Annotated in this window: 25 protein-coding genes; 7 read left to right on the top strand and 18 right to left on the bottom strand. The window is 46.1% G+C overall.

Annotated elements, in window-relative coordinates; translation table 11 throughout:
* Positions 1 to 4 precede the first annotated feature (4 nt).
* Genes GA520_RS08590 through GA520_RS08635 form a run of 10 tightly spaced genes read right to left on the bottom strand, consistent with a single transcriptional unit; the run spans position 5 to position 9,524 of the window.
* Entirely contained in the window at positions 5 to 538 is a 534-nt protein-coding gene (locus GA520_RS08590; protein WP_163339246.1) for a hypothetical protein, read from the bottom strand.
* A 9-nt stretch (positions 539 to 547) separates the two neighbouring features.
* On the bottom strand, positions 548 to 991 hold the full coding sequence (gene fliJ, locus GA520_RS08595; RefSeq protein ID WP_163339245.1) for a flagellar export protein FliJ: 444 nt from the start codon (positions 989 to 991) through the stop codon (positions 548 to 550).
* A 41-nt stretch (positions 992 to 1,032) separates the two neighbouring features.
* Positions 1,033 to 2,397, bottom strand: a complete 1,365-nt coding sequence (locus GA520_RS08600; RefSeq protein WP_163339383.1) for a FliI/YscN family ATPase — start codon at positions 2,395 to 2,397, stop codon at positions 1,033 to 1,035.
* 5 nt (positions 2,398 to 2,402) lie between these two features.
* Positions 2,403 to 3,179: a FliH/SctL family protein gene (locus GA520_RS08605; protein ID WP_163339244.1), complete on the bottom strand. Its 777-nt coding sequence runs from the start codon at positions 3,177 to 3,179 to the stop codon at positions 2,403 to 2,405.
* The gene (gene fliG / locus GA520_RS08610; protein ID WP_163339243.1) at positions 3,166 to 4,170 is read right to left on the bottom strand and encodes a flagellar motor switch protein FliG; all 1,005 of its coding nucleotides are present in this window, start codon (positions 4,168 to 4,170) and stop codon (positions 3,166 to 3,168) included. Before fliG ends, GA520_RS08605 begins: the two co-directional genes overlap by 14 nt.
* Positions 4,171 to 4,173: 3 nt before the next feature.
* The gene (fliF, locus tag GA520_RS08615) at positions 4,174 to 5,802 is read right to left on the bottom strand and encodes a flagellar basal-body MS-ring/collar protein FliF (RefSeq protein ID WP_163339242.1); all 1,629 of its coding nucleotides are present in this window, start codon (positions 5,800 to 5,802) and stop codon (positions 4,174 to 4,176) included.
* 56 nt (positions 5,803 to 5,858) lie between these two features.
* Positions 5,859 to 6,158, bottom strand: a complete 300-nt coding sequence (fliE, locus tag GA520_RS08620) for a flagellar hook-basal body complex protein FliE (protein WP_163339241.1) — start codon at positions 6,156 to 6,158, stop codon at positions 5,859 to 5,861.
* Between the two features lie 6 nt (positions 6,159 to 6,164).
* Entirely contained in the window at positions 6,165 to 6,596 is a 432-nt protein-coding gene (gene flgC / locus GA520_RS08625; RefSeq protein WP_163339240.1) for a flagellar basal body rod protein FlgC, read from the bottom strand.
* A 23-nt stretch (positions 6,597 to 6,619) separates the two neighbouring features.
* Positions 6,620 to 7,036 carry a flagellar basal body rod protein FlgB gene (flgB, locus tag GA520_RS08630; RefSeq protein ID WP_163339239.1) on the bottom strand — a complete coding sequence of 139 codons (417 nt, stop codon included), beginning with the start codon at positions 7,034 to 7,036 and terminating at the stop codon, positions 6,620 to 6,622.
* Positions 7,037 to 7,094: 58 nt separating this feature from the next.
* Positions 7,095 to 9,524 (bottom strand): lipopolysaccharide assembly protein LapB, encoded by a 2,430-nt coding sequence (locus tag GA520_RS08635; protein WP_163339238.1) that lies wholly within the window; start codon positions 9,522 to 9,524, stop codon positions 7,095 to 7,097.
* A gap of 354 nt (positions 9,525 to 9,878) precedes the next feature.
* Between GA520_RS08635 and GA520_RS08640 the strand changes: the two genes are divergently transcribed.
* The 3 genes from GA520_RS08640 (at position 9,879) to GA520_RS08650 (ending at position 13,546) form a co-directional block, all read left to right on the top strand.
* Positions 9,879 to 10,250 (top strand): response regulator, encoded by a 372-nt coding sequence (locus GA520_RS08640; RefSeq protein WP_163339237.1) that lies wholly within the window; start codon positions 9,879 to 9,881, stop codon positions 10,248 to 10,250.
* A gap of 29 nt (positions 10,251 to 10,279) precedes the next feature.
* The gene (locus GA520_RS08645; RefSeq protein WP_163339236.1) at positions 10,280 to 10,735 is read left to right on the top strand and encodes a chemotaxis protein CheX; all 456 of its coding nucleotides are present in this window, start codon (positions 10,280 to 10,282) and stop codon (positions 10,733 to 10,735) included.
* A gap of 249 nt (positions 10,736 to 10,984) precedes the next feature.
* Complete coding sequence (locus tag GA520_RS08650) at positions 10,985 to 13,546, top strand: hypothetical protein (RefSeq protein ID WP_163339235.1); 2,562 nt, start codon at positions 10,985 to 10,987, stop codon at positions 13,544 to 13,546.
* Positions 13,547 to 13,562: 16 nt separating this feature from the next.
* On the opposite strand, the gene GA520_RS08655 is transcribed toward GA520_RS08650, so the two are convergent.
* Entirely contained in the window at positions 13,563 to 15,038 is a 1,476-nt protein-coding gene (locus GA520_RS08655; RefSeq protein WP_163339234.1) for a sigma-54-dependent Fis family transcriptional regulator, read from the bottom strand.
* A 145-nt stretch (positions 15,039 to 15,183) separates the two neighbouring features.
* Positions 15,184 to 15,669, bottom strand: a complete 486-nt coding sequence (locus GA520_RS08660; protein ID WP_163339233.1) for a cyclic nucleotide-binding domain-containing protein — start codon at positions 15,667 to 15,669, stop codon at positions 15,184 to 15,186.
* Between the two features lie 391 nt (positions 15,670 to 16,060).
* Between GA520_RS08660 and GA520_RS08665 the strand changes: the two genes are divergently transcribed.
* Positions 16,061 to 16,426, top strand: a complete 366-nt coding sequence (locus GA520_RS08665; RefSeq protein WP_163339232.1) for a thermonuclease family protein — start codon at positions 16,061 to 16,063, stop codon at positions 16,424 to 16,426.
* A gap of 106 nt (positions 16,427 to 16,532) precedes the next feature.
* Positions 16,533 to 17,687: a pentapeptide repeat-containing protein gene (locus tag GA520_RS08670; protein ID WP_163339231.1), complete on the top strand. Its 1,155-nt coding sequence runs from the start codon at positions 16,533 to 16,535 to the stop codon at positions 17,685 to 17,687.
* Positions 17,688 to 17,760: 73 nt separating this feature from the next.
* On the opposite strand, the gene GA520_RS08675 is transcribed toward GA520_RS08670, so the two are convergent.
* The 6 genes from GA520_RS08675 to GA520_RS08700 all read right to left on the bottom strand — a co-directional run bounded on the left by GA520_RS08675 (position 17,761) and on the right by GA520_RS08700 (position 24,407).
* Positions 17,761 to 18,330, bottom strand: a complete 570-nt coding sequence (locus GA520_RS08675) for a response regulator (protein ID WP_163339230.1) — start codon at positions 18,328 to 18,330, stop codon at positions 17,761 to 17,763.
* Positions 18,331 to 18,345: 15 nt separating this feature from the next.
* Entirely contained in the window at positions 18,346 to 19,182 is an 837-nt protein-coding gene (locus GA520_RS08680; RefSeq protein ID WP_163339229.1) for a protein-glutamate O-methyltransferase CheR, read from the bottom strand.
* Positions 19,183 to 19,220: 38 nt separating this feature from the next.
* Positions 19,221 to 20,336 carry a chemotaxis response regulator protein-glutamate methylesterase gene (locus tag GA520_RS08685; protein WP_163339228.1) on the bottom strand — a complete coding sequence of 372 codons (1,116 nt, stop codon included), beginning with the start codon at positions 20,334 to 20,336 and terminating at the stop codon, positions 19,221 to 19,223.
* 8 nt (positions 20,337 to 20,344) lie between these two features.
* Complete coding sequence (locus tag GA520_RS08690; protein WP_163339227.1) at positions 20,345 to 20,803, bottom strand: chemotaxis protein CheW; 459 nt, start codon at positions 20,801 to 20,803, stop codon at positions 20,345 to 20,347.
* Positions 20,804 to 20,835: 32 nt separating this feature from the next.
* Complete coding sequence (locus GA520_RS08695; RefSeq protein WP_163339226.1) at positions 20,836 to 23,766, bottom strand: chemotaxis protein CheW; 2,931 nt, start codon at positions 23,764 to 23,766, stop codon at positions 20,836 to 20,838.
* 191 nt (positions 23,767 to 23,957) lie between these two features.
* Positions 23,958 to 24,407, bottom strand: a complete 450-nt coding sequence (locus GA520_RS08700) for a peptidylprolyl isomerase (RefSeq protein WP_163339225.1) — start codon at positions 24,405 to 24,407, stop codon at positions 23,958 to 23,960.
* Between the two features lie 298 nt (positions 24,408 to 24,705).
* On the opposite strand from GA520_RS08700, the gene hisI reads away from it, so the two are divergent.
* Complete coding sequence (gene hisI / locus GA520_RS08705; RefSeq protein ID WP_163339382.1) at positions 24,706 to 25,083, top strand: phosphoribosyl-AMP cyclohydrolase; 378 nt, start codon at positions 24,706 to 24,708, stop codon at positions 25,081 to 25,083.
* 46 nt (positions 25,084 to 25,129) lie between these two features.
* The gene (gene hisG, locus GA520_RS08710; RefSeq protein ID WP_163339224.1) at positions 25,130 to 26,002 is read left to right on the top strand and encodes an ATP phosphoribosyltransferase; all 873 of its coding nucleotides are present in this window, start codon (positions 25,130 to 25,132) and stop codon (positions 26,000 to 26,002) included.
* Position 26,003: the final 1 nt, after the last annotated feature.

Here is a 26,003-nt window from a genome sequence, read left to right on the forward strand (position 1 = left end):
TGTGTCACTCAATCTGAATTTTAGAAAACTGTGTACTTAGTTCTGTTGCTTTCAGTCTGGTTATCTGATCCAGTATTTTTGCAGCTGATTTTGCTTTCATGGCTGCAAGAAGATCTGCTGCCAACTGTGATTCAAGTCCTGTAAGTGCTAACGCTGCACGTTGGGGGGTCATCTTTTCGTAAATTTTGGCCAGATTCTTGGTCTTCTGCTCTTCTTCTGCTGATTTCAATTGAAGCAGTTCTTCAAGCTTTTTCTGGACCCTGCTTAACTCTGTGAGTTTCTCATCAAGCGTTGCAAGTTTCTTATCGACGGTCTCTTCGAGACTCTTTAGCTCCTTTTTCTTCAGTTCTAATTCTTTTGTGCCTTCGCGCAGTTTTATTCGCTCGTCTTCAATTTGCTGGAACAGGCGCCGTTCCTCGACAGTAGAAAAATTTTGTCCGACTGAATCCTGGGCAATACTATTTGTACTGTTCAGGCTGAACATCACAAAGATAATAACAGGGAGGGTATAGTGGCTCAGGTGTTGAATGGATTTCATAATATCGGATTATTTTCTATCGTGGAAAACAATGGCCATCTCATCAAGCATGGCCGCTTCTTTTTTGTCGAGGTGTTGTTTCCAGGCAACATTTTGACGTTCTTTTAACTTTTCCATGACCTGTCGCTGTTTACTTTTTTCAACGAGCAGGGTGTGACTTTTTTGGACCTGTTTCTTTTTCTCGGCAAGGACCTGCTCAAGCTCACTGATTTCATTTTTGATAAATGCAAGGTGTTCTTCCTGGCTGATCAGTTCATTGATGGCAACACCCTGTTCCTGTATCGTGGTGATGTGGCTAGCGAGAAAACCATAGGCCTGGTGTTTTTTTTTGAGTTCCTCTTTGACCTTGTCTTCTGCCCGGCGGGCAACAGAGAGCGCCTCCTGGGCGAGAGTCTCGAGACGTTCCCGATAGTGAAGAACCGTGTCGAGTGTAAATGGTTTTGTTGCTGTCAAAATATTGTCACTATGTTTTCATGCCTTGTGATACCACGGATCTATTCCTCAGAGGAATGATCGCCTTTTCTCCTGTTTTGTTGCGGTCGTCTTTCGTCTTTTCGTTCACTGAGGATCGAGCCCAGCTGTTCCAGGGAATCCTTGAAAGGTGTTGTTTCATCGAATCTCTGTTGCAGGAATTCGTTTATTGCATCAATCTTTGAAATGGCATAGTCGATCTTGGGATTTGATCCTTTTGCATAGGCACCAATATTTATCAAATCCTCGGCATCGGCATAGGTCGCCAGAACATTGCGTGCTTTTCCTGACAACTCCAGATGCCTCGGCGAGATTATTTCCCGCATAACACGGCTTGCAGAGTTAAGGATATCAATGGCGGGGAAGTGGTTTCGTGCTGCTATGGAACGTGACAGTACGATGTGACCATCAAGAATAGAACGAACGGAGTCTGCTACGGGTTCGGTCATATCGTCTCCATCAACCAAGACGGTGTAAATACCAGTTATGGAACCCTGGTTTCGAAACCTTCCTGCACGTTCCAGCAGGCGGGGCAGGGTGGCAAACACCGAAGGGGTGTATCCCTTGGTTGTTGGTGGTTCTCCGATGGCGAGACCAATCTCTCGCATTGCCATAGCAAAGCGGGTAACGGAATCCATCATTAACAGGACGTTTTTACCCTGTTGGCAGAAATATTCGGCTATGGTCGTTGCCACGAAAGCGCCACGCATACGCAGTAAAGGAGATTGATCGGAGGTTACGACCACAAGAACGGACCTGGCCAGTCCTTCCTGACCGAGATCCCTCTCAATAAACTCACGTACCTCCCTGCCACGTTCCCCGATGAGGGCGATAACATTTACATCTGCCTTGGCGTATTTGGACATCATGCCGAGCAAGACACTTTTACCGACACCGGAACCTGCCATGATGCCAAGCCGCTGACCCATACCGCAGGTTGTCATACCGTTTATGGACCGTACCCCAACATCGAGAACTTCGGAGATATTCTGTCGCTCCATCGGTCCAGGAGGCGATCCGTAAAGGGCTTTTTCCTGGGTAAGGATAGGTGCGGGAAGACCATCATGAGGCTGTTCCATTCCATCGATGATGCGGCCGAGGAGGTTGTCGCCAACTTTTATGGTAGCACTTTGTCGAATGATACGAATTCGGCTGCCCGGTCCCAGCCCCCTGATGTCACCGAGCGGCATGAGCAGGGCCTGATGATCCTTGAAGCCGACAATTTCAGCATATATCGTTGCACCGCCATTTCGGGGCAGAATTTCACAAAGGGCACCTATTGCGGCATGCGGACAGTAGCCTTCAACAACCAGACCGACGATTCGGGTCACCTTTCCCCACACCTTTATAGTGTTGAGCTCAGCTATACGTTTTGCAGCGCGGGTCATAACAGTCACGGTTCCAGTTCTTCTGTAAGGGCTTCACGGATCAGTTCCAGTTGACTCACAATTGTTGCATCTACAGTGCATTTATCAGACTCAATCCGACAGCCGCCTTCATCCACAGATGGGTCCGCTTTCACGGTGAGGTTGCTCATGCCGCTCAGCCCGGTCCTCAGATCTTCTGTTTTCTCTATAATTGTGTCATAGTCGGCAGGGTTGACAAAGATAAGAAAATCGTCAGACTTGACCGAACGTGATATGGCTTCATCAATTGTACGGAAAATTGTCTCACGCTGTTCCGAAACGGAGTGGCGAATAATTTTTTCGGAAATTGCCAGGACCAGTTCCCGGATTTCTCCCACACTGTTTTTGAGTATCAATTCCCGGAGTTCGTCAAGCTGATTACAGATCAGCAGCATGGCTGACGATGCGGAACCAAAATCATTCTCAGCTTTTTCCAGACCCTCAGCCAGTCCCTGTTCCCTTGCCTCTGCGACAAGTCTCTGTACTTCCTCTTCCGGTATTCCTTGCGGGACCGCTGGTTCCGGAGTGGGGGGCGCTGGCGCTTGTTCGACCTCTTGTTTAAATTCCTCAAGAACCGTCTCCCGTGATTCCGGCTCAGGTTCTGAGGGAAGCTGTTGTCGATGTTCCTTGTCTTCTTTTACAGGAGCAGGAGGTTTGGGGCGATGAGCAGTACGCTGAAAGAGTTGATCGTCATCAACCTTGTCCCGGACTATTCCTCCAGGTTCAAAGGTTGGTAAGGACTTGTAGAACCTAGACAAACTCATCGCCGCCTCCGGTACCGAGAACCAGTTTGCCTTCCTCTTCAAGTTTCATGGCTATTTTGACAATTGATTGCTGGGTCAGTTCTACTTCAGACAGTCGTACAGGACCCATTGCATCCAGATCGTCTTTAATCATATCGGCTGCACGCTGAGAGATGTTACCAAATATTTTCTGACGCAGCTCGTCTGAGGCTGTCTTGAGCGCTAAGGTGAGGGAGTCGTTATTTACTTCTCGGAGAACCATCTGGAGTGAGCGGTTATCGAGTTCGGCAAGATCCTCAAATGTGAACATGCGTTTTCTGATTTCTTCAGCCATTTCCGGATCGGTTTCTTCAACATCCTCAAGAATGTCCGACCCCATGCTGCCATGCATATTGTCGAGGAGATCAACCACTTTATCCACACCACCGACTTTACGCTGTTCCTTACCTGCTACCAGACCTATTTCCCGGTGAAGTGCGTCATCGATCCTGCTGATGACTTCTGGAGATACCTTTTCGATGGTTGCGATGCGGTAAATAACATCAGAGCGGGTTTTTTCAGGCAGCGCGGCGAGAATAAGAGCGCCATGTTCATTGAGTTGGGTGGAAAGTACCAGGGCAATGGTTTGGGGATGCTCCTTTTCCAGCAGGCCGGCAACCATGGTTGCAGGCATACTGCCGATTGTTTCAAGCGATTTTGTCTCGATGCCTGACAGGAACTGGTCCAGCAGGATTTCTACACGATCTTTGCCTGAAATATTTGAGATCGCCTTCTGGGCAAATTCACTGCCTTTTACAAATAGTCCGGCAAACTGTTCTTCAGACTCAAGATAACTTTCAACGACCTCCTTTCGGAGATCCATTGGTACATGTTCGATATTCGACATCTGTTTGGTCACCAAGCGAATTTCGCTATCAGACAATTCCTCAAAAATCTTTGCGCTGGCTCGTTCGCCAAGGCATATCAGTAATACAGCTGCCTTGTTGAGTCCGCTGAGGGTGGAAGCTACCATCTGTTAACCTTCGTTTATCCAGTTTTTAATAATAAATGCCGTCTGGGTTGGTGAGTTGACAACGTTTTTGCGAAGAGTTGCCATTTGTTCATCAGGCGATAGGTTTCGAATATCTCTACTTTTCACCTCTGGTTCAGGTTGAGAGGCAGCTAGTCGTTCTCTTTCCATTTCCTCGACAGTTTTATAGTGTTCTTTCAAATCGCCCCTCATTGTTTTAATGATTGGTCGAATAAGGAGGAAGTAGATGAGGAATGCACCAAGAGGTACTAGGGCTATTTTAACTAGCGGAATATACTGATAAACAGCCTCGGCGGTGATGGCTGCTTTATCAATTTCCGCTGGCGGAGGATCGATAAATGGCATGGACACGATATTTATCTGATCTCCACGTCGTGGTGACAAACCAAGGGCTGCGGATACCATCTCTTTCAGCGAGTCCAGTTCCTCATCATTACGCGGAACAACCTGTAGTTCACCGCTGGTTTCATCTTTAGTTGTTTTGTCGGATACAAGTACGGACACTGAGAGTTTAGTGATGGTGCCGACCGGATTCACTATTTTATTAATTGTTTTACTGATTTCATAATTTGTCGTCCGTGAATTGCGTGAACTTCCCTGGCCTGTGTTGCTTGCACCAGCAGCGTTTCCCTGTAAGTTAGATTGCACTCCGGGGATACCACCGGTGGACTGGCCGCTACTGGTTTCGGTATTGATCTGCTCACTTCGAATGACCGGTTCTTCAGCATCGAACAGCTCTTCAGTTTTCTCAACCTTGGCAAAGTCAAGGGTGGCGGTAACGCGAACCATCGCCATATCCTTGCCCATGGTCTTATCAAGGAGTGCCTGGGCTCTCATCTCAAGCCTGTTTTCAACTTCCCGCTGGAAGGCCAACATGTCAACAGACAGCATCTTATCCAGGTCAGAAGGCTCATCGGTTTCCAAAACCAGGCCATTTGAATCGATAACTTTCACATCACCGGGTTCAAGGCCCGTTACGGAACCGGCCACGAGATGAATGATACCTTTCACCTGGGAGCCGTCAAGCTTCCGGCCTTTACCCAGCGTAACGATGACTGAAGCCGTGGCCTTTTTTTGCTGGTTTTTGAAGAGCCTCTTTTCCGGAAGTGCCAGGTGAACCCGAGTAGTTTCAACGGGGGCAAGGGAAGAAATAGTACGAGCCAACTCTCCCTGCAGAGCGCGGGTATAATTAACTTTCTGGACGTAGTCTGTGAGGGCGAAACTTTGGTTGTCAAATACCTCATAACCCACACCCCCGCCACTTGGCAAACCGTTTGAGGCCAGATCAAGTCGGGTTTCATAGATTCTGTCTGCGGGAATCCAGATGTTCCTGCCTCCGTTTTTCAGGGTATAGGGAACACGCTGACCTTTTAACCAGGTGACGACGGATGCGGCATCTGTCTCGGTAAGGTTGGCATAGAGTAGTTGATGGTCGGCAACCCGGGACTGAATGATAAGAACAGCAAAGAGGACGATAGAGATAAGGATTACACCACCCGCAGCCAGCTTCCTGGAAAGGGGCCATTCACGAAGAATCTGGATGAGATTCTTGCGCTCGATCGGTTCGGGCTCGACTGTGCCGTTCTCTGCAGTAGCTTGTTGTTCTGCTTCCATGAGTCTACCTTATGTTTGCACCAATGATCATGAAGTCAAAAAAATGACTACCATGGCTAAATCTGCATCCGCATAATTTCTTCGTAGGCCTGCTGAGCCTTATTTCTCATTTGAACGAGCATGCGCAGTGAAATATCCGCCTGTTCAACAGCTAGCATTACCTCATGCAGATTTTTAGCCTCACCGGTCTGTAATTTTTCAATGCCTTTTTCCCCATCCATCTGTGACTGGTTCACCTGGGTAATGGTATCTGTCAGCATTTCCCCAAAGCTGGATTTCGCTTGTGACACTGGGCTGGTGTCAGGTTGGCGAAGGGGCAGGGGAGTGGTCTGGTTTACGGAAAAAATTGTACTCATTGTTCATTACCTCCCGATTTCGAGGGCCTTCATGGCCATCCTTTTGGCGGCCTTGATGGTTGTAGCATTTGCCTGGTAGGCCCGGGTTGTATTCATCATATCCACCATCTCTTTAAGGACATTGACGTTTGGCATTGCCACATATCCGTCATCATCCGCATCAGGATGATCCGGGTTATATACTTTCTGTGGTGGTTCCTGATCTTCTACTATTTTGGTAACCTTAACGCCCTGGATTGAATTGTTCAGTTTATTGTCGAGGTGTTCCTTAAAGGTAATCGGTTGAGTCTCGAAATAGACCGATTTCTTCTTATACGGTCCGCCTTCAGGGGTGGATGTTGTTTCAACATTGGCCAGGTTTGAGCTTATTGTATTAAGCCGCACGCGATTTGCCTTTAAGGCCGAACCGCTAATTTTGAAAGTGGTAAAAAGATCCATGGTCACTCCTTAATAATGGAACATTACTGACCGCCGGAAACAACATAGCTGATCATACTTAATTTCTTCTTCAATAACTGTGCCGCTGCTTCATAAAGTATCTGATTTTCCGAAAGAGCCAACATCTCATCGTCGACCTTGACCCCATTTTCGTCGCCGATCCCGGTCTGGTCTTCTGTTATGGTTATGGTGCCGGAGATTGCGCTGATGTCGGTGGGGCCGATAGGGATATGAGCATGATGAGATTGTGATAAGGGGAGTTCGCCTTTATTGCCAACGGCCATTTTCAACTCATCGTCAAAGGTGAACTTCGCAGGTGAATAACCGGGTGTCTCAGCATTGGCGATATTTGAGGCAATGACTTGCTGATTTCGTGAACGAAGATCTAAAACCTTTGATAGAAGCTGAACGTTGGCGTCAAACGGTTGGCTTATTTTCATCGTATTTCTCTGTGGTTGAGTATGGTTTATGGTTCGGATGGTTCAGGTGAACTTAAGATTACCCATCCAATCCTTTCTGTATTGATTCAGAGAGCCGGATAAACCGTAGCTCTCTTTCAGCGTATTTTGTCCAGAGAGAGTCATTTCCTTTTTCGACTATTTTTTCATAATATTTTAGGCTCTTTTCACGATCACCATTTTTATTGGCTATTTCTGCAAGGCGGTACATGCATTGTTCTGGCCGGTAATCCTTTTCTATGAGCTCTTCAAAAAGAGGGGTGGCACCTGGGTAATCCTCCGTCCTTAAAAACGATTCGGCGAGTATAAATATATCATCTGTACTGAGCTGTCTGTGATCAATGGCCGAAAGGATGTCCCGTGATTTCTCAAATTCGTTGTTGTAGAAATAGACAGATGCTGCAAACTGCCTTGTTTTCACATCTTCAGGGAGAGGGTCGGGAAGTAATGCCATGGCCTTATCGTATTTATCGAGAAGGATGAGCGCCTGAAGGCGGAGGTCGAGAATATCTGCCTTGTATTTCCCTTCTGGATAGAGGTAGTCGTACTGTGTGGCGTAATCATCGACCATGTAATATTTACCCTGGTCGAATATAGAACGAATAAGAGGGAGAAAATAGTCTTCTTTTTTATTTTTAGGCGAAATATCATAGAGATATAGGTATGATTTTTCAGCCTCCTTGTTGAGGTTTGCTTGTAAATATGCATCAGCAAGCTCAGGAAATAGATCTGTCTTGATCCAGTTTCTTTCAAAATAATATTTGTTTTGTTTGGCCAGCGCCAGCGCCTTTAAGTATTGTTTTTCTTCAATCAAGCGTCTTATCTCACCTGGGAGCAGGGTGATCAGGAGGGCCTCGGAGTGGGTTTTAAGCTTTCCTGTTCGAAAGTCCCTGATGAGTTTCATCAGGATGGGGATGGCGTTTTCTGTTTCATTCAATAAATGATAACTTATCGCCTCTTTAAGAAAGGCCTCTTCATTTACATCTTTCCAACTCGAGTTTTCACCAAGTGCATGATAATATTTTATTCCCTGGCTGAGCCATTTAGGATCCAAAAGATATCTGTGGTCATTCTTCTTGAGTGCTGCACGATATGCTCCTTCCGTGCCAGGATAGGTGTCTTCAATTTCAATAAAAAGTTCTGTCAGGTTTTTGTCCTTGTCTGCTGTCTGGAGTTTTGAGAGTGCGCCCATATAGGCAACAAGTGCGCGGGTGTTTTTTTCCTCAACCAGGATATTGAGTTGCTGGTAGCATTCTGCCGCACCAGCAAAATTTTTGAAGCGGAATAAAGAGTCGCAGTATCCGTTCAAAGAGTATGAATGTTTTTCCAGGAGCAGGTTGTCGGTTGATTTATATGCAGCATATGCCGGAACTCGCTTCGCAGAGGCCCATAACTGATCGGCCCTTCGTAACTCAACGGTGTCAAAAATTTTATCGGGAATTGCCACATACGGACTTTCGAGTAACTGCAGCATTTTCTCCATTTCTTTTGTTGCCAGGGCAGTTTCAATGCGGAGGAGGTGAAGGTATGCGGAAAGGTTGCTAACAGCGGGTACACGTTTGGCAAATTCATCCGCTTCATATGCCGCAAGAAATGGGTCGTCGTAGACTGCGGTAATGTAGAGAAGAAGATATTTGGCCCAGAACCCGATGAGTTCTGCCGGATAGTTATCTGCCAAAAGGTAGAATTGCTTATAAGCACTCTTCCAGTCGCCTTTACGCAGAAGTGATTCTCCATAGGTGAAAGCTAATATCTTTTTCTTATCCTGATTGAACTCCGATCCTATGGCAATAAGGGTGCTGGATAGAACTTCATCCCACATTTCACTACGGCCTGCTTCAATAATCTCAGCAGGAAAAGTAGAGAAAAGATGTTTTTCTGTGTCATTTGAAGGGAAACTTGCATATATCGGAAATTCAGGGAGGGTATAGGTTACAGGAACAGGGATATCGACAGGAGCCAGGTAACGACTGAAGAAAGATGACCAGTCGTGGATGTAGGGTGAGGAGGCCAGCGGATTTGTATAGTCCATCCTGTCATCCTGAACGACAGAAAGTCCACCGAATTTTTGAGTAAAATCCCTGTAAACCCTGCTGTATTCGTTGCCTGCAAGAATTTCCAGTACCAGTTTATCTTCTCCGGTTGTCGAAATGTCAACCTTCTGTGGTGGATATCTCAGGAAAAATGAGAGTATCGTCGTGTTGTCACGTGTATCGATAAGGTTTTTTACGATGGTATCTCCCCCTTCAAGGAGACTGAAAGCATTGTCGATGGTGGTATTTGAAAAAAAGAGATTTATTCGTTTGCCAAAGACCTGGTGATGATATTCCGGCAATGTGTCACAGGTAAAAAAAATCTGGGTGAGATCGTTGCTGTCCAGCTTGTTCATGCGCAGCAGTTTTGTCGCACCAATGGCATTAGCTGTCTGGAACAGGAAAATGCAAAAAAATATATAGAAAAGTCTCTTCATTCGTTTCACCGTTTTAATTATATAAATCTCATGCAAGTTGTATTCCATCTGTGCCTGTTTGCTTGTACGAGGTGAAAGTGCAGGAGTGTTGAAGACACTCGAAAAGCAGGCATCTGAGAGGAACGTCAAATTACTGACGCAAATAAATAGTATTCAGGACTTAGTGAGCAGGAAAAGAACCTTTATTTTATTAGAGTATGAACTATTTTATGAAGATGTTTGATTTTTTGATGAAGTTATTGCTATTATTTCCTATGCATGGGTTTCCATCCTATGGATGGTTGCTAAAAGAATCTTATTCGCCGTTTTTTACATAGTGTGAGTCGGCGCGATATTAGTTAACAGGAGAAGAGAATGGGTAAAAACGTACTGCTCGTTGATGACTCATCAACAATGAGGAAAATCATAGGCCGTTCACTACGACAGGCGGGTATTGACTTTGATAATATCTTTGAAGCAAGTGACGGGCTGGAGGCACTGGAGGTCCTGGAAAAAGAGCAGGTGGATATTGTTCTGAGTGATATCAATATGCCCAATATGGATGGTATCTCCTTCCTGCGTGAAAAATCTGGACGTGACAACATAAAAGATATCCCTGTCCTGATGATTTCCACTGAAACCGGTGAGGATATTATCGGTGAAGCGAAATCCCTTGGGGCGGTCGGGGCAATTAAGAAACCTTTCACACCGGATAAGGTGAACGAGGTTCTTGGGCCTCTTCTTTAACCACTATTATTAATCCAGAGGCATCGCTTATGGAGATTAGAAACCGGATAATTGAGTCTGCACAGGAAATTTTCAGCACCATGATTATGATGGAGGTGGCTGTCTCCGACAAGGAAGTTTCCGGTTCAATGTCGTTAGTTGATTCAATTTCAGGCGTTATCGGCCTTGCCGGAACCCATAAAGGGGTTCTTGCCATCCATCTGCCGATCAAGGTCGCGATGGGCATAACCAGTAGTTTTTTGGGAATGGATGTCGATGAAGTAAATGAGGATGTGGAAGACGCGGTAGGTGAACTCGCCAACATGCTTGGTGGTAATCTGAAGACTATTCTATCGGAGAATGGTCGTGATATAGACCTTTCATTGCCAACAACAATTTCTGGAAAGGAGTATGAGTTTCAGTCCAGTCGAAACGCAGATAAGGAAAGGATACACCTGAGCTGTGATGCTGGAGACTTTAGTATAGAGCTGCAATTGGAACAGTAAAAAAAGCACGCGAGAACAACTGTTACAATAATGGCAGGACCCAGCTATGTGGGTCCTGCCATTTTTCATTGCTACCAGCCATTAGGGTGTTATATATTTTGTATAGGATGGGGTAAACATTTGTACCCTGACAGCCGATATATGAAGAGGAATTTCAATGTAATTCCAATTCTGTAGTTTGTAATATCAACTTTCATATCGCCAGTGAACGGGATTTCCTGGTGCCAATAACGCCAATCGGATTTATGCATGGACGCTACCAAAAAACGAATCGATAAAGTTCTTTCTGAATCAACCGAACGAGTCCAGGAAGAGATTGGGGCACTGCTCGGTGTCGAGTTGACCGTTACTCCGATTGACTCTGTTGTTCAAACTAAAGAAGAAATATTTGACAACCTGAAGGGGAAACAGGTTTTTGCGCATGTCGATTACTCTGGAGATATTGAGGGGGTAGGTGGCCTCATACTCGGACTCAAGGGAGCGATACGTTTGGGTGGCACACTTATTATGCTGCCACCTGCCGAACTTGACGAAGTTGTGGGACGAGAAGAATATTCTGAGGAACTCGATGATTCGTACGGAGAGATAGCAAATATAATTGCAGGCTCTTACACCAAGGTGTTTGAGGAGATGTATCCGAAAAAATTCCGGTTTATCAGAAAGGAATTGGAAATCCTGCAACCGATCAATATAGAACCAGACAGTGACGAACCAATACCGGACCAGCCGTATTACAGCGTAGGGTGTACATTGACGCTGGGTAAGGTGGACCTTGGCCCCATGTATATGCTGATGCCAGCTGTAGCTTTCGGCCTTGTTGAACATGTAGAGGCTCAACCAGAAACGCAAGAGGAGGCACCGGTTCAGGCTGAAACAGCGGAAGTTCAGCCTGAGGCAGAAAGTGATGAGCAGGAGACGCCAGACGAGCCTGTAGCAGAGCAAAAGAAGCCAATCGACAAAGCGAAACACCTGAAACGTGTGCAGAAAATCCTTGCTGAGTGTGGTGATCGACTGACGGAAGAAGTCTCAGCATTATTGGGAGCACAGGTCTCTTTTGAGGAGTTTGAGACAACCTATATCTCCAAGGAGGATTTTTTCTTTGAAGAGGTGGACGGTAAGCAGGTGATGGCTCATCTGGATGTCACCGGTGATAATCCAGGAAATTCCTACCTCTATTTTGGCCTGAAGGGTGCAATTCATCTCGGTGGTACACTTATCATGCTGCCACCTGCTGAACTTGATAATACCTGCAGCGCCGAGGATTTTACTGAAGATATAACTGACGCCTATGGTGAGATAGCCAATATAATTACCGGCGCAATTTCATTGGTTTTTGAAGAGCAGTATCCGGAACAGATACGGTTTATAAAGACGGACATTGCTCAGGTTGTGCCTATGAAGGTCGATACTGATTCGGATGAGCCTATACCGAATCAGCAATATTTCATGATGAGTCTGGCTGCCACAGCCGATGGCAAGGAACTTGGCAAACTCCGGCTGTTATTTCCAGATTATGTTCTCCATCTGGAGCTTGAAGAGGAGCATCCCGCACAGCCCGAACTTCAAAAAGCAGCTGCAAGTGTCCCTGCACGTGGGGAGGCGCCTCAACAGGAACCGGTATCGGAAACTGCAGGCACTGAAGACGAACAGGATGAGTCGACTTTAGCGATTGATCCCGATTTTGATCTTGATAAACAAAAAAAGCGCGTTGATAGAATTCTGGAGGAGTGTCGTAGCCGCACTCAGGCAGAGGTCGGGGAACTACTTGGTGCGGAGATCCAATTGGACGACCTGGATAACAGGCCGGTTTCAAAAGAAGACTTTTTCTTCGATGAGTTGAGTGGCAAGCAGGTACTTGCCAATATGGATGTAGTTGGCGATGTTGAGGGGAAGAGTTATCTGTTTGTCAGCCTCAAGGATGCGATCCATACCGGTGGTGTGCTGATTATGCTGCCATCGGCAGAGCTTGAGAACACTGTTGCCGAAGAGGAGTTTAACGATGATGTCGGGGATGCCTATGGCGAGATAGCCAATATCATTTCCGGTGTTTATACCGCGGTGTTCGAAGAGCAGTATGTTCAATCGCTACGATTTATAAAAACGGATCTGGCCCTGGTTGTCCCAATGAAGGTTGATCCTGAATCGGAAGAGCCTATCCCGGATCAACCGTATTATATGAGCGGTATGTCGTTGACCATCGGCGGTGAGAAGAAAGGCAAGGTTCACATGCTCTTTCCGGCCGAGTTGCTTAAACTTGAGATGTTGGGCCGGGAGGAAGAATTGGCCGAAGCTCAGGCTGCCGCTATTCGGAAGAAAGAATCGGCGGATGCTGGTGGTGCCACAGAAACTACTGCCCCTCAGGAACCGGTATCCGGCCAGGCTGCAGCAAGCACAGCTGGTGGAGTTGCACCCCCTGCTGCACCTGCAGCGGCTCCGATATCCTATGAACCTGCAGATGTCCTAATTATCAGTGATGCTGATTCAGAAGCTTCCCAGCTTGCAGCAGGTGCCGGGACCAAGGGATTCAGGGTTCGCCGGATAGGATATAACGATGATATCCGCAGTGCCTTGACCGGCGAGTTGAAAATTGTCTATCTGGTGATGCGGGAAGTAAATGAGCAGGCCTTTGGTATCGCCATCAATGTTCGCGCGTCATCGAACCTGCCAATTGTTGCAGCAGGCCCCGGTTGGACACGTAGCAAGGTGATAAAAGCCGTTAAATATGGGGTGAGTGACATCCTGCTCACACCGGCAACAGCTGAGGATGTGGATGAGAATATTACCAATAACCTGACCAAAATGGCAGCGTAATAGTAATTACCAGTAACTACCGCTCGATCCAGGTTTCGTTTAATTCCTTTTTCTTGATTTTTTCCAATAGAGTTGTACGCTTGAGCCCGAGCAGGCGCGCTGCCTCCTTTTTATTTCCTTCTGATTTCCGCATAGCCTGGAGGATGAGTTCAGTTTCAAAGCTGTTGATCAGTTCCTTGAAATCAATCTCGCCGTTACTCCAGTCAATAGTTGCATTGTGATCAACAAGCGGTCGTTCCTGGTTGTCTTCAATCTTGTCTTGAGCCTTATCAACAGGGCTGTTGATCACAGTTTCAATATGATCCCGAAGAGCAAGAAATTTTTCAGGCAGATCATCAAACTCAACATTTCCTCCACTGTAAAGTATCGACATGTGTTGAATAAGGTTTTCAAGCTCGCGCACATTTCCGCGCCACTCGTAATGGAGGAGTGCAGCCATTGCGGCAGGGGAGAAGGTATACGGGGCCCGGTTTCTCTTTACCGTATAGTTGTGGATAAAGGTTTCAACCAGTAAGGGAATATCGTCACTCCTTTGCTTGAGAGGTGGAATGGAGAGCGGTATTACGCTTAATCGATAGTAAAGGTCTTCCCGGAACTGTCCTTCACTCACCAGCTGTTCAAGATCTCGATGGGTTGCAGCGAGGATACGAGTGTCAACCGGTGTCGCTTTTAATGCTCCTACTGGCTCGAATTCTTTTTCCTGGAGAACGCGGAGTAATTTGGCCTGCAAGGCTGGTTTCATGTCTCCAATCTCATCGAGGAAAAGGGTGCCACCGTCTGCGTACTGAATTCTACCGATTTTATTGGCAGTAGCACCGGTGAATGCCCCCTTGGAATACCCGAACAATTCGCTTTCCAGCAGGTCATCAGGGATGGCTGCACAGTTAACCGGTACAAAGTTCTTCTTATTTCGGTTGCTCTGTAAATGAATTGCTTTTGCAACCATCTCCTTACCTGTGCCTGACTCCCCATGGATGAGAACAGTGGATTCATCGTCCTCAGCTACCCTGCAGATGAAATCGAATAACTTTTTCATGGGCGCACTGTTGCCGATCATACCATGGAAGGAACCTTGTTTTCGATTTATGGGGTGTTGCAGACTTTTCTTTCTTGTAGCCAGGTGCTCTACAGCATGGTTCAGGGTGATGGTCGTTTCTGCGGGCTCGATGGGAGTATGCAGGAAATATCTGATGTCTAATTGAAGCAGTTTGCCAAGGAGTTCTCGTCGTTTTGTAGGAATGAGCGGGAGAATGACCGTTTCAGGTAAACTTTTGCGCAATGATTTAGCAAGTGCCAGATCAAATCCTGCACGAGCAGCATCGGTATCCATTACTATTATGTCCGGACAGCCATTTTTAACAAACTTGGTTAATTCCGATGCTGAGGCGGCACGATGTACAGCTGTCTTGAATTCGGATTCGATGTGAGTGACCAGGGTTCTGCTGTCCGGTGAATCTTGTGCAGCGACGAGTATGGTGAATGTGAAAGGCATAAATATTACCGTTATTGCATGCAATTACTGCTGGTTCGATTCCTTCCTGAGACCAATTGTTGCGGTCGATATCGAGACCTGAGCAATATCCTTTTTCGGATGGGAATTAGTTAATGATGGTGGCGATTCAACAGGACACCATCGGTCAGGAATTTTGCATAAGGTCTGCCAGTCTGCTCGATGTTCTTCTCATATAAAGACTGAGCAGACGAGCTACTTTCTGAATAACTTTTACTCCTAATTGAGGGGATTTCTCCGTCAAAAGATCAAAACCTTTATCCGTAAGGGTAACCATGATTGTCGGTTGCTTGGCCACGACGGTAGCAGAACGAGGTGATTTGTCGATAAGTGCCATTTCACCAATTGAATTACCTTTTGTGAGGCGGGCAATAACTATATTTTCACCGCTATCGTTTCGTTTAACAATTTCAAGCAATCCCTGGACGACAAAACCCATAAAATCACCTTTATCACCTTCTATGAAAAGGTGTTCGCCTCGCTGAAGTTGAACATAACTCATGTGTTGTGCAAGTATTGATAATTCGTCCGAGTTCATGGAATCGAATATTGGTAGACCGACCAGGAAGTTACGAGTTTCTTCTTCAGTCTGGGTTAGTTTATGTTGGCTCATGTCGATTTATATATATAATAATAGTATGTTGCGTCGTAGGTGAAGTATGCCAGGGAAGCCAGGTTGTGAAGTGATTCCTGTATGTCTGAATTTTGACACTCTGACTATTGCAACAATATCATATTGTAGAGGGAATTACCAAGAAGGAATTACCTGTCATCTCGATAATTATTGCATCACTTGGTGCGAACATGTCTGTTTAGTGTCAAATTTTCATCAACCATTAAAAATGTAATTACTTTCAATGCAATATCTATACGTATGTGGGAAAGGGGTTTCCCAGGGTTGGTTCCTTGGTACACTCCTGTTTCTGATAATGGTGAGTCCATTATCTGCTGAGACCTTGCTAAGCGGAAAAGTAACCAGAGTGATAGATGGTGATTCTTTTATTTTGAAAACAAAAAAGGTATCTTACGAGGTTCGCTTATGGGGGATAGACTGCCCTGAGTACACCCAACCGTTTGCTTCCGAGGCCAGGGCTATCAGCCGCCATTATCTTGAGGGGAAAACAATTAAAGTACAGGTGAAGTACCAGGACCGATATGATCGATTTATTGGTCTTGCGACCTACGGCAACGTGAATATTAATCAGAGGTTGGTTGAAGATGGTGCCGCCTGGGTCTACAAAAGATATTGTCGGGCAGCTATTTGTAGAAAATGGACATCACTTGAGAAGAGAGCACGCGAGTCCGGAACAGGCTTATGGCATAGCAGGGACCCAATACCTCCCTGGGAGTGGAGGAAAGAGAAGAAGTGAGAGGTCGACATGTTCAGTTGACACTCTTCATAAACATATTGTAGGTTTGTGATTCATAAATAATAATAAACCATACTTTTGATAAATTGATCCGGGGTGAGGAAATATGAGAATAGCTTTACTTTGCAAATCTGCAGTTGTTGCCGGGGCATTGGTTTTAGCTTGCTCCACAGTTATGGCACAGGATGGTGCTAATGTTGAACAAAATCTTGACAGGTTGATTGAGACAAACAGCTGTCAGGCTTGTGATCTTAAGGGGGTAAACCTTAACAGGTATGACCTTTCGGGGGCCGATCTGGAGGGTGCTGATCTTACAGGTGCCAAGTGTTATCTGGCAAATTTATCCAATGTTAATTTCCGGAACGCCACTCTGGTAAATGTAGGTTTTGGAGGCGCCGATCTTGCTGGAACTGACTTTACCGGGGCCAACCTGGAGGGAGCATCGCTATCAGGAGCTTATCTTATCGGTGCACTGTTCGATGACGCATTTATACAGAAAGTGTCAGCTGAAACAGAAAAGCAAGAGGAAATTGCAGTAGTCGAAGAGAGTGACCATGCTGCAGTGACAGAGCAAGAAACAGTTGAACCTGTTGTGGAAGAAGTGGTTGAAGAACAGGAAGTGAGAGAAGAGCCAAAGGTTGCCGAACAACAGGTGCCTGTTGTTGAAGAGAGTATTGAAATCGTAGAAGAACCGATTGTTGAGGAACCAGTCCAGACAGTACAACAGGAACCCATGATTCCTGTTGTTGAGGATGAACCGACAATGGCACCTGCGCCTGTTGAAAAAATGGATGAAGAAAGTGTAGAGCAGGTCGAGGTAGCAAAGATAGAAGCTGTTGAAGTTGCCAAAGAAGTAGAGCAACAAATTGATGACGTACGGGATACTGTTGTAGAGTTAACTGATACTAAAGCCGTTGCCATGGAAATGTTTCTGGACGAAAAAAAATGTTATGGGTGTGATCTTTCAGGGCTTGATTTTTCTGGCGAAAACCTCAAAGGAGCTGATCTTGAAGGGGCAAACCTTAATAACTGTAATCTCTCGGGTGCAAATCTGAGAAAAGCTAACCTGAAAGGAGCTTCGCTACTTCATGCAAATCTGCAGGATGCTAATCTGAATGGTGTAGACCTCTATAAGGCGGATTTGTCAGGAGCCGATCTGACTGGAGCTGATCTTGAAGGTACTGTCTTTGAGGATACCCAGTTATACGGAGTTGTTGGCCTTAATAAAGAATCTGTATTATTGGAGCCGGCGTTACAATAGAAGAATGAACGATAACAGAAAAAGGGGCGTTGGATGATATAATCCAACGCCCCTTTTTTTGTTCAATAAATTTTTATTGTTCAGCGAGGGTTCCCAGTGCTTTTTGAATTCTGACGTCTTCAGAATCATAATCGTTTTGCAGTATGGTCTCTACCTGATCGAGAACGGCCTGGATCTTTGTTACGCGCATCTCAAGGTCCTGGATAGTCGACGCGGCTTCCGTTTCGGTAACAGTCATCGCCTGTCCAAGGTCCTGGGCATTACGAAGGATATTTTTGAGGTTAGTGATCTTTTCCATCCTCAACAGGAGTTCATCAAAATTGATCGGTTTTTCGAGGTAATCAGCAGCCCCTTTTTTCATGGCGGCAACAGCTGTATCCACGGAGGAATGGGCGGTGATCAATACCACCTCTGTATCCGGTTGGATTTCCTTGGTGATCTCCAATACCTCAATGCCTCCGATATCACCAGGCATAACGAGGTCAGTAAGGACAACATCGAAATGTTCCTGCTTGAGGAAAGCTTCTGCCTGGTAACCGTCTTCAGCAACCATGACCCGGTATTCGGCATTTTTCAGTCGTTCTTCGAGAAGCCGCCGGATAACCGGATCGTCATCAACAACAAGAATGGATAGATTTTTCATGACAATCCTCCATGATCACTTTTTCTGGTAGAAGATAGATCGAAGATGTCGTTTCGGAACGAACCTTGGGCAAACACCGGTAAGGGATTCTGTTGATCCGATAACGAGAAAGCCGTCGTCTGTAAGACTGTCTGCGATTTTATTGAACAATTTTTTTCTGTCCTGCATGGTAAAATATATGGCCACATTTCTGCAAAAAATGATGTCAAACTTTCCCAGGGAAGTGAATGGTTGCATCAGGTTCAACTTCCTGAAGTTAACCATTGCCCTTATTTCGTCATTGATTTTCCAGGAGTCACCAAGCAGCTTGAAATATTTCTGCAGTGTTGGCCTGTCCAGGCCTCTTTCTATCTCAAATTTATTGTATTTACCGTAGCTTGCCTGTGCTATTGCGGTGTCTGAAATGTCTGTGCCCAAAAGTGATACGTTATATTTTGAGAGGTCGCCTAATAATTCCTTGATGATGATAGCGATGGAGTAAAGCTCCTGGCCGGTGGATGAGGCGGCACTCCAGATACGTACTTGTGTTTTGAGAGTGGGCGCTGAAGGTGTACGGGCGTCGATAACTTCAGGAAGAATCTTGTGCTTAAGTAATTCAAAAGGCCCTGTGTCACGGAAAAAAAGAGTTTCATTGGTTGAAATTGCGTCAACGATGGCACGTTCAATTTTCTTGCTTGGTTCCCTTTTGGCTTTTTGATGAAGTTCATGATATGTTTTACAACCATTTGTTTCAGCCACCGAACTTAATCTGGTTTCAAGCAGATAGGATTTGGACTGGTCCAGAAATATCCCTGAGATATCGTGGATGTACTGGGATATTGTTTTGAGTTCTGTTGGCGAAATCTTAATCATGCGTTTCTCAAATTATACGTTCGGCCGACGTTATGTCGCTATTTCAATGTTTTAACTATTTCGTCGGCGATGCGGTTCAAGGGAACTACAACGTCTGCATAGCCAAGTTCAGCAGGTGCTTTGGGCATTCCGTAGACGACACAACTGGCCTCATCCTGGGCTATGACAAAGGCCCCTTTTTGTTTAAGTACTTGGAGTCCCAGGGTGCCATCCGAACCCATGCCGGTCATAATTACCGCCGTGGTCCTTCCCACATAGTAATCACCGATTGAGCGGAAAAGATAATCTACGGCCGGTTTACACGAATTTTCCGGTGGATCGTTGGTGATTTTGATCAATCGCTCCTTTCCGTCAGCGGCTGCAACGAGTTTCATCTGTTTTCCGCCGGGCGCGATATACACAGTATTGGGTTTGATTGGCTCCTTGTCGACCGCCTCCTTTACCGTTAGAGCACATTTTTTATCAAGGCTTGCCGCAAGCGATTTGGTGAACACAGGCGGCATATGCTGGACGATGAGCACCGGTACGTTAATATTGCCTGGTAATTTCGGCAGCATCTGGTTGAGAGCGTTCGGACCACCGGTGGATATACCTATAGTGACGATTTCGGACTTTCGATGCTTGACGCCGGGAGTGACAGGTTGTGCCTGGATTCTTCCTGCACGCCCCATTTTTTTTAGCGCTGGTCTTGCTGGGGTTGTAGTTGTCCGGCTTGGTAACAGTCCTCTTGTTGATTTTGATCTGGAAAATGCTTCCAGTATTGGCTGGAGTAGCGCCCTGATCTCTTTTTTTCCTGCCGCCAGGTTTGCTGATGCCTGGGGTTTTAGAATGAAATCAAAAGCCCCTAGTTCAAGCGCCTGTAAGGTCGCCTCACCACCTTCTGCCGTCAGTGTGGAGAGCATGATTGCCCCAACCTCGGGATGACTCTTTTTTAATTCGGCGAGTACCTCGAGGCCATTCATGACCGGCATCTCGATATCGAGTGTGAGCAGGTCAGGCTTGAGTGTTTTTATCTTCGCAAGTGCTATCTTGCCATTATGGGCAACACCTGCGAGTTCTACTCCCGGTATTTCTTCAATAATGTCGGATACGGCCTTTCTGTAGACGATCGTATCGTCAACGACCAGTACCCTTAATTTTTTTTTGACGTGCATTATTTATGTTAATCTTCAATACTGAGTACTTTATCGACATCGAGGATACCGATCAGTTTGGCATCTGTTTTATAAACACCGGTAAAAAAATCACCCTGAATCCCACTCATGTTGGCGGGGGCTGCCTCAAGTTTTTCCATATCAGCCGGGACCACATCACCAATTTTCTTTACCAGCAGTCCGACATAGCCTCCGGGTGAGTTGACGATGATGTTTCTTGGATCAGCATCGGTATCTGTTTCTCCGAGGCCTACTTTTTTACCGAGATCAATGATGGTGACGATTTGTCCACGCAGGTTCAGGATGCCGAGTACATAATCCGGTGCCTGGGGAACCTTGGTCATCTGCATCAGTTTGTTGATCTCCTGAACCTTGAGGATATCCATCCCGCAGAGGGCTTCTCCTACGTAAAAGGTGGCCAGTTCAACAATTTTCTTACCGCCTGTCTGTTGTGCTTGATTACTCATGATCGCTCATATAGTGAAATTTAGGATGAGTTTTAGAACATTTTCTTCATGTAAGAGTGGACGCAGGCCATCAACCGCTCTTTATCGAGCTTGATATGGTACTCGTCGACTCCGACGGCCTTCCCGCGGGCCACGTCCTCTTCACCAGCAAGGGTGGTGAGTGCAATAACCGGCAGGCCCGTAAATCGTGGGTCACCCTTGATCTTCTCGGTCAGTTCAAAACCATCCATATTGGGCATCTCGATATCGGTGATAACCATGGAAATTGAGTCTATATTATTTTCCAGCACCTCAAAAGCGATCTGTCCGTCTTCGCCTTCAAGCACTTCATATCCTGCTTCGACCAGGTAGCCTCTCACCTGGTTGCGGAAAAAGTTTGAATCTTCAGCGAGCAGGATCGTTGGGACGTTTTCAGCACCAACTTCATCAACATCGAAAGAATCCATTTCCTCGATCCATTCCGGAAACAGAGTCTGGACCAATTCGAAAATAGAAACCAGCATTGTAGTATGCGTATCGATAATGGCCGAGCCCATGATGCCGGTCTGTTTGAGGGTTACATCGTCAATTTCTACAGAGGTCTCGATAGCGTCGATCGGGCCAATGGCGAGCAGACCGACATTCCTGTTGGCAACGGTGAAAACGATGACGAGTAAGTTGTCCTGGTCAGCAATTGGCTGGACCATAGCCACATCATCAACCCTGATGAGTGACAGGCTGCCGCCACGATACTGCATGACACGTTTGCCGCCGAGTTCCTCAATATCTTCGATTTTGATCTTTTCAATTCGCTCGACCTGATTGAGTGGAACGGCAAACTGTTCCTCTTCACTGCTTCTGAAGATAAGCAGAGCCTGCTTATCGCGTTTAGCCATAATTGCATCTTCTGCAGAAATAGATAGCTCTGCTGCTCTGTCAGTTCCGTCGAGTGACGTGAGGTTGGCCATGCGCGCCAGATTGGCAACATCAAGGATCAAGGCGATACGCCCATCACCCATAATTGTTGCACCAGCATACCCTTTGCACTGTTGGAGATGTCTGCCGAGAGGTTTAATGACAATTTCTTCTGAATCGAGCAACCTGTCAACGACCAGGCCATATTTCATCGATCCGGTAGAGACAACAACGATATTAAGTGCACTGGATGCAGCGTATCGTCTGTCCAGAACGGAACGATTGTGTAATTCCTTGTTGAGCGGAGCATTGGTAGTGTTATTGCTGCCCGATTCAAACATAGGGGATTCCTTGCCCCTTCGGTCACTCAGCTGCTCTCTGCGATCTTCCTTAAAACACTGTTCCTTTTCATTCCAGTAAGTCCTTTCAAGACCGATAACATCAGAAAGCCTGATAAGTGGCAGGAGATTACCGCGTAAACGCACCACTTCTGCATCGCCAACACGCTCAACACGTTCTTTCACCTGGCTGGCCGGGATTCGCAGCAATTCTTCAAGGTTTACCTGTGGAATTGCGTATCGTTCGCCGCCTGTCATAATTATCTGGCAAGGGATAATGGCAAGAGTGAGCGGAAGCTTGATGGAAATGGTAGTTCCCTGCCCAACATCCGAAATAATATCAACATGGCCGCCTAGTTGATCCAGATTGGTTTTGACCACATCCATGCCAACGCCACGTCCCGATACATCCGTAACCTGCTTGGCCATGGAGAATCCGGGCAGGAAAATAAGATTTACTTTCTCCTTTTCGGACATGGCCATGGCTTGTTCAGCTGTAAGCAAGCCTTTGTTAACAGCGCTGTCAGCTAATGCATCACCATCTATTCCTTTACCGTCATCGCTGATCTCAATAACGACCTGACCTGCTTCGTGGTAGGCTTTTAAGAGAACGATACCGCTTTCAGATTTGCCCTGTTTTTTCCTGTCAGCCGGCATTTCGATGCCGTGATCAATGGAGTTCCGGACAAGATGGGTCAGGGGATCGTTGATAGACTCTATAATGGTCTTGTCGAGTTCTACATCCTTTCCGACAATCGTCAGGTCAATTTTTTTATTGAGCTGTTTGGAGAGATCCCGGACAACACGCGGGAATTTGTTAAATACATTGCCGATTGGCTGCATCCTGGTAAGCATGATTGCTTCCTGCAGCTCGGAGGTGATCAGGTCGATGCGCTGTCCAACTGTCTCAGCATTCTTGAAATCATCACTGCCGATCGTCTGTAACAGCTGGTTTCGGCTGAGTACCAACTCTCCTGCAAGTGTCATCAATGAGTCGAGTAGGCTGACGTTGACCCTGATCGATGTTTCGCCTTTAACCGGAGGCTTTTTGGCATCGGTACTTTGTGCTGTCGTTGTAGATTGTGTTACAGGATCAGGAGGATCTGGAATGGCCATTTCAACTTCGAGGTGGTCCGCGTCTGCTTCGTCACCATTTTCGAATTCTTCTTCATGGTGAATCTCACTTTCATCGATGGCTTCGGGTTCTACTTGTTCCTGCTGCTCTTCATGAAGTGGGACTTTCTCTTCAGTAGTCTCAGGTTCAGCAACAGGTTCTGGTTCTGTGGCGGGCTCTTCAACTGGGACAGTTTCTTTGGCAGGTTGTGGGACTCCGCTTCCTCCAAAGGTGCCATCTGCAATAGCATTCAGGGGATCGACGTGCTGGGTGATGTCGAAATCGTTGCTGTTTTGTACATCCTCAATCATTGACTGAAGCTGGTCGGCTGCCAGGAGCAGAACATTGACAATTTCAGGGTTGGGGATAAGTTTTTTACTGCGAATCATGCCGAGAACATTCTCTGCAGCATGCGATAATTCCTGGATTGCTGTGAGACCCATGAAACCAGCACCACCCTTAATGGAGTGGGCTGCCCGGAAGACTTTATTGACAAGATTCTCATCAATGTTGGCGCCAGCCTCCTCGATGGAGAGCAGATCGTTTTCGATATCTGCCAAGTGTTCCAGTGATTCCTCTATAAATCCTTGTAATATTTCATCATCTTCAAATTGCATAGAAAACTCCCTACAAGCGGTAATATTTTCGGTGGACTTATAACAGGTAATACATGGCTGAACAACAATGTATAGGAAATATTTTCATAAATGGAGCTACTCTGAAGTTGGTAGCAGGTAACAGTAAGAAATACTGAGGTATTTTTGAAAAGATGTGCCCCCAAGGAAAAGAGGGCACAAAGGGAAAGGAATCAGTTCGTACCTTTAACAATATCGGTGACGGTGATTTCGTAAGTAAGGTTATGGCCTGCAAGAGGATGATTGTAATCGATCAGCACGCCCTCATCGTTTATTTCTATAACCGTGGCTGGGACTTTGACTTCCTGTCCTTCCCGCTCGGTGTTGAGATAGACGATCATTCCCGGTTTTGGTTTGATGCGCTCAATGATTTCTTTATTGGTGATAGTTTGTAAAAGGGATTTTTGGCGCGGGCCGTATCCTTCTTCGTGGCTAACGGTGAGCTTTCTCTTATCCCCAATACCAAGTCCTACAATGCCGTTCTCAATTGTTGGGGGAAGGTCATGTTCCCCGATTTTTATGGTAAGAGGGTTTGAAGCGTCTCTCACCATGAATTCCTGGCCGTCATCAAGTGTGCCGACAAAAGTGAGTGTTACCGAATCGTTAATTTCTACTTTTTTCATGACAGAATGCTCCTGAATCGAGGTGTTGTATATTATTAAACGTATCGTTTATAAAATTTGGCAAACTATAAATACTACTCGTACAGGAAACAAGTAAGCAATAAAATTAAGAGGTGAGAAGAAAATATCGCATGTTTTCTTGACAAAAAAGAAATCCCTTCGTAATGTCCGAGGTTTCTTTAAAGTCACTTATTATTCCTGCTTATTGTGTTCCGGATCAGGTTCGGGAAATCCGGTCCTTCAAACAGCCGGTTAGAAAGGCACTTCAATTTATTATTTATATTCCTGGGGAAGTATGATGTTGAATTTTGCAAAATCAGCCGATGGATTATTGCCTGCTATTGTGCAGGACTATAAGACCGGTGATGTTTTGATGCTTGCATACATTAATGAACTGTCATGGCAGAAAACTGTGGAGACAGGTAAGGCGCATTATTGGAGTCGCTCCCGGCAGAGTCTGTGGTTGAAAGGTGAATCGTCGGGGCATGTGCAGATGATTCATGACATCCTGGTGGACTGCGATGCGGACACAGTAGTTTTCAAAGTTGAGCAGATTGGTGACGCTGCATGTCATACAGGTCACAGAACTTGTTTTTACAGGCGCCTGGTAGGAGATGAACTTGTTGTTGAGGGTAAAAAGATCTTTGACCCTGAGAAAGTTTACGGAAAAAATTAGTTCCCATCGGGAACCTGAATAGAAGCTCTGTTGGAGGAGTCGTACAATGTCACAATTGAAACTTGGGTTGCCGAAAGGCAGTCTCGAAAAAGCAACCATAGAACTCTTTGAAAAAGCTGGCTGGGCAATTAAACCGGCTGCAAGAAATTATTTCCCTGAGATAGATGATTCTGAAGTCGACTGCTCCATCTGTCGTCCCCAGGAGATGTCCCGTTACGTCGAGAGCGGAATGCTCGATGCGGGTATCACAGGGAAAGACTGGACTATGGAAAACGAGTCCGAAGCCGTACTGGTCGGAGATCTCGTTTATTCTAAGGTGAGCCGTAAACCCACCCGCTGGGTTATCGCTGTTGCCGGAAATTCAGAGATTAAGACGCTTGAGGATCTTGAAGGCAAGAAAGTTGCGACCGAGCTGGTCAATGTTACGAGGAAATTTTTCGAAGAACGAAAAATCAATGTGGATATTGAATTCAGCTGGGGAGCCACAGAGGCTAAAGTTGTTGCTGGTCTGGCCGATGCCGTCGTCGAGGTAACTGAGACTGAGTCTACCATCCGTGCCCACGGTCTGCGAATCATCCATGAATTGATGCAGTCCAATACCCAGTTCATCGCTAATAAGGAAGCCTGGGATGATCCGTGGAAGCGTGAGAAAATTGAAAATATTTTTATGCTGCTGCAGGGGGCTCTGAAAGCCGACCGTATCGTCGGTTTGAAGATGAACGTTGCCGAAGAGAAACTTGAGGCTATTGTGGGTCTTCTGCCAAGTCTCAATGCACCGACAGTGGCCAATCTTTACAACACCAAGTGGTTTTCTGTTGAGACGGTTGTCTCCGAGGATATTGTGCGGGACCTTATTCCCAGCCTGACCAAGAAGGGCGCTGAAGGGATCATTGAATATCCGCTTAATAAGGTTATCTGAT

The organism is Desulfopila sp. IMCC35008, assembly GCF_010646885.2.
Classification (GTDB): Bacteria; Desulfobacterota; Desulfobulbia; order Desulfobulbales; family Desulfocapsaceae; genus Desulfopila.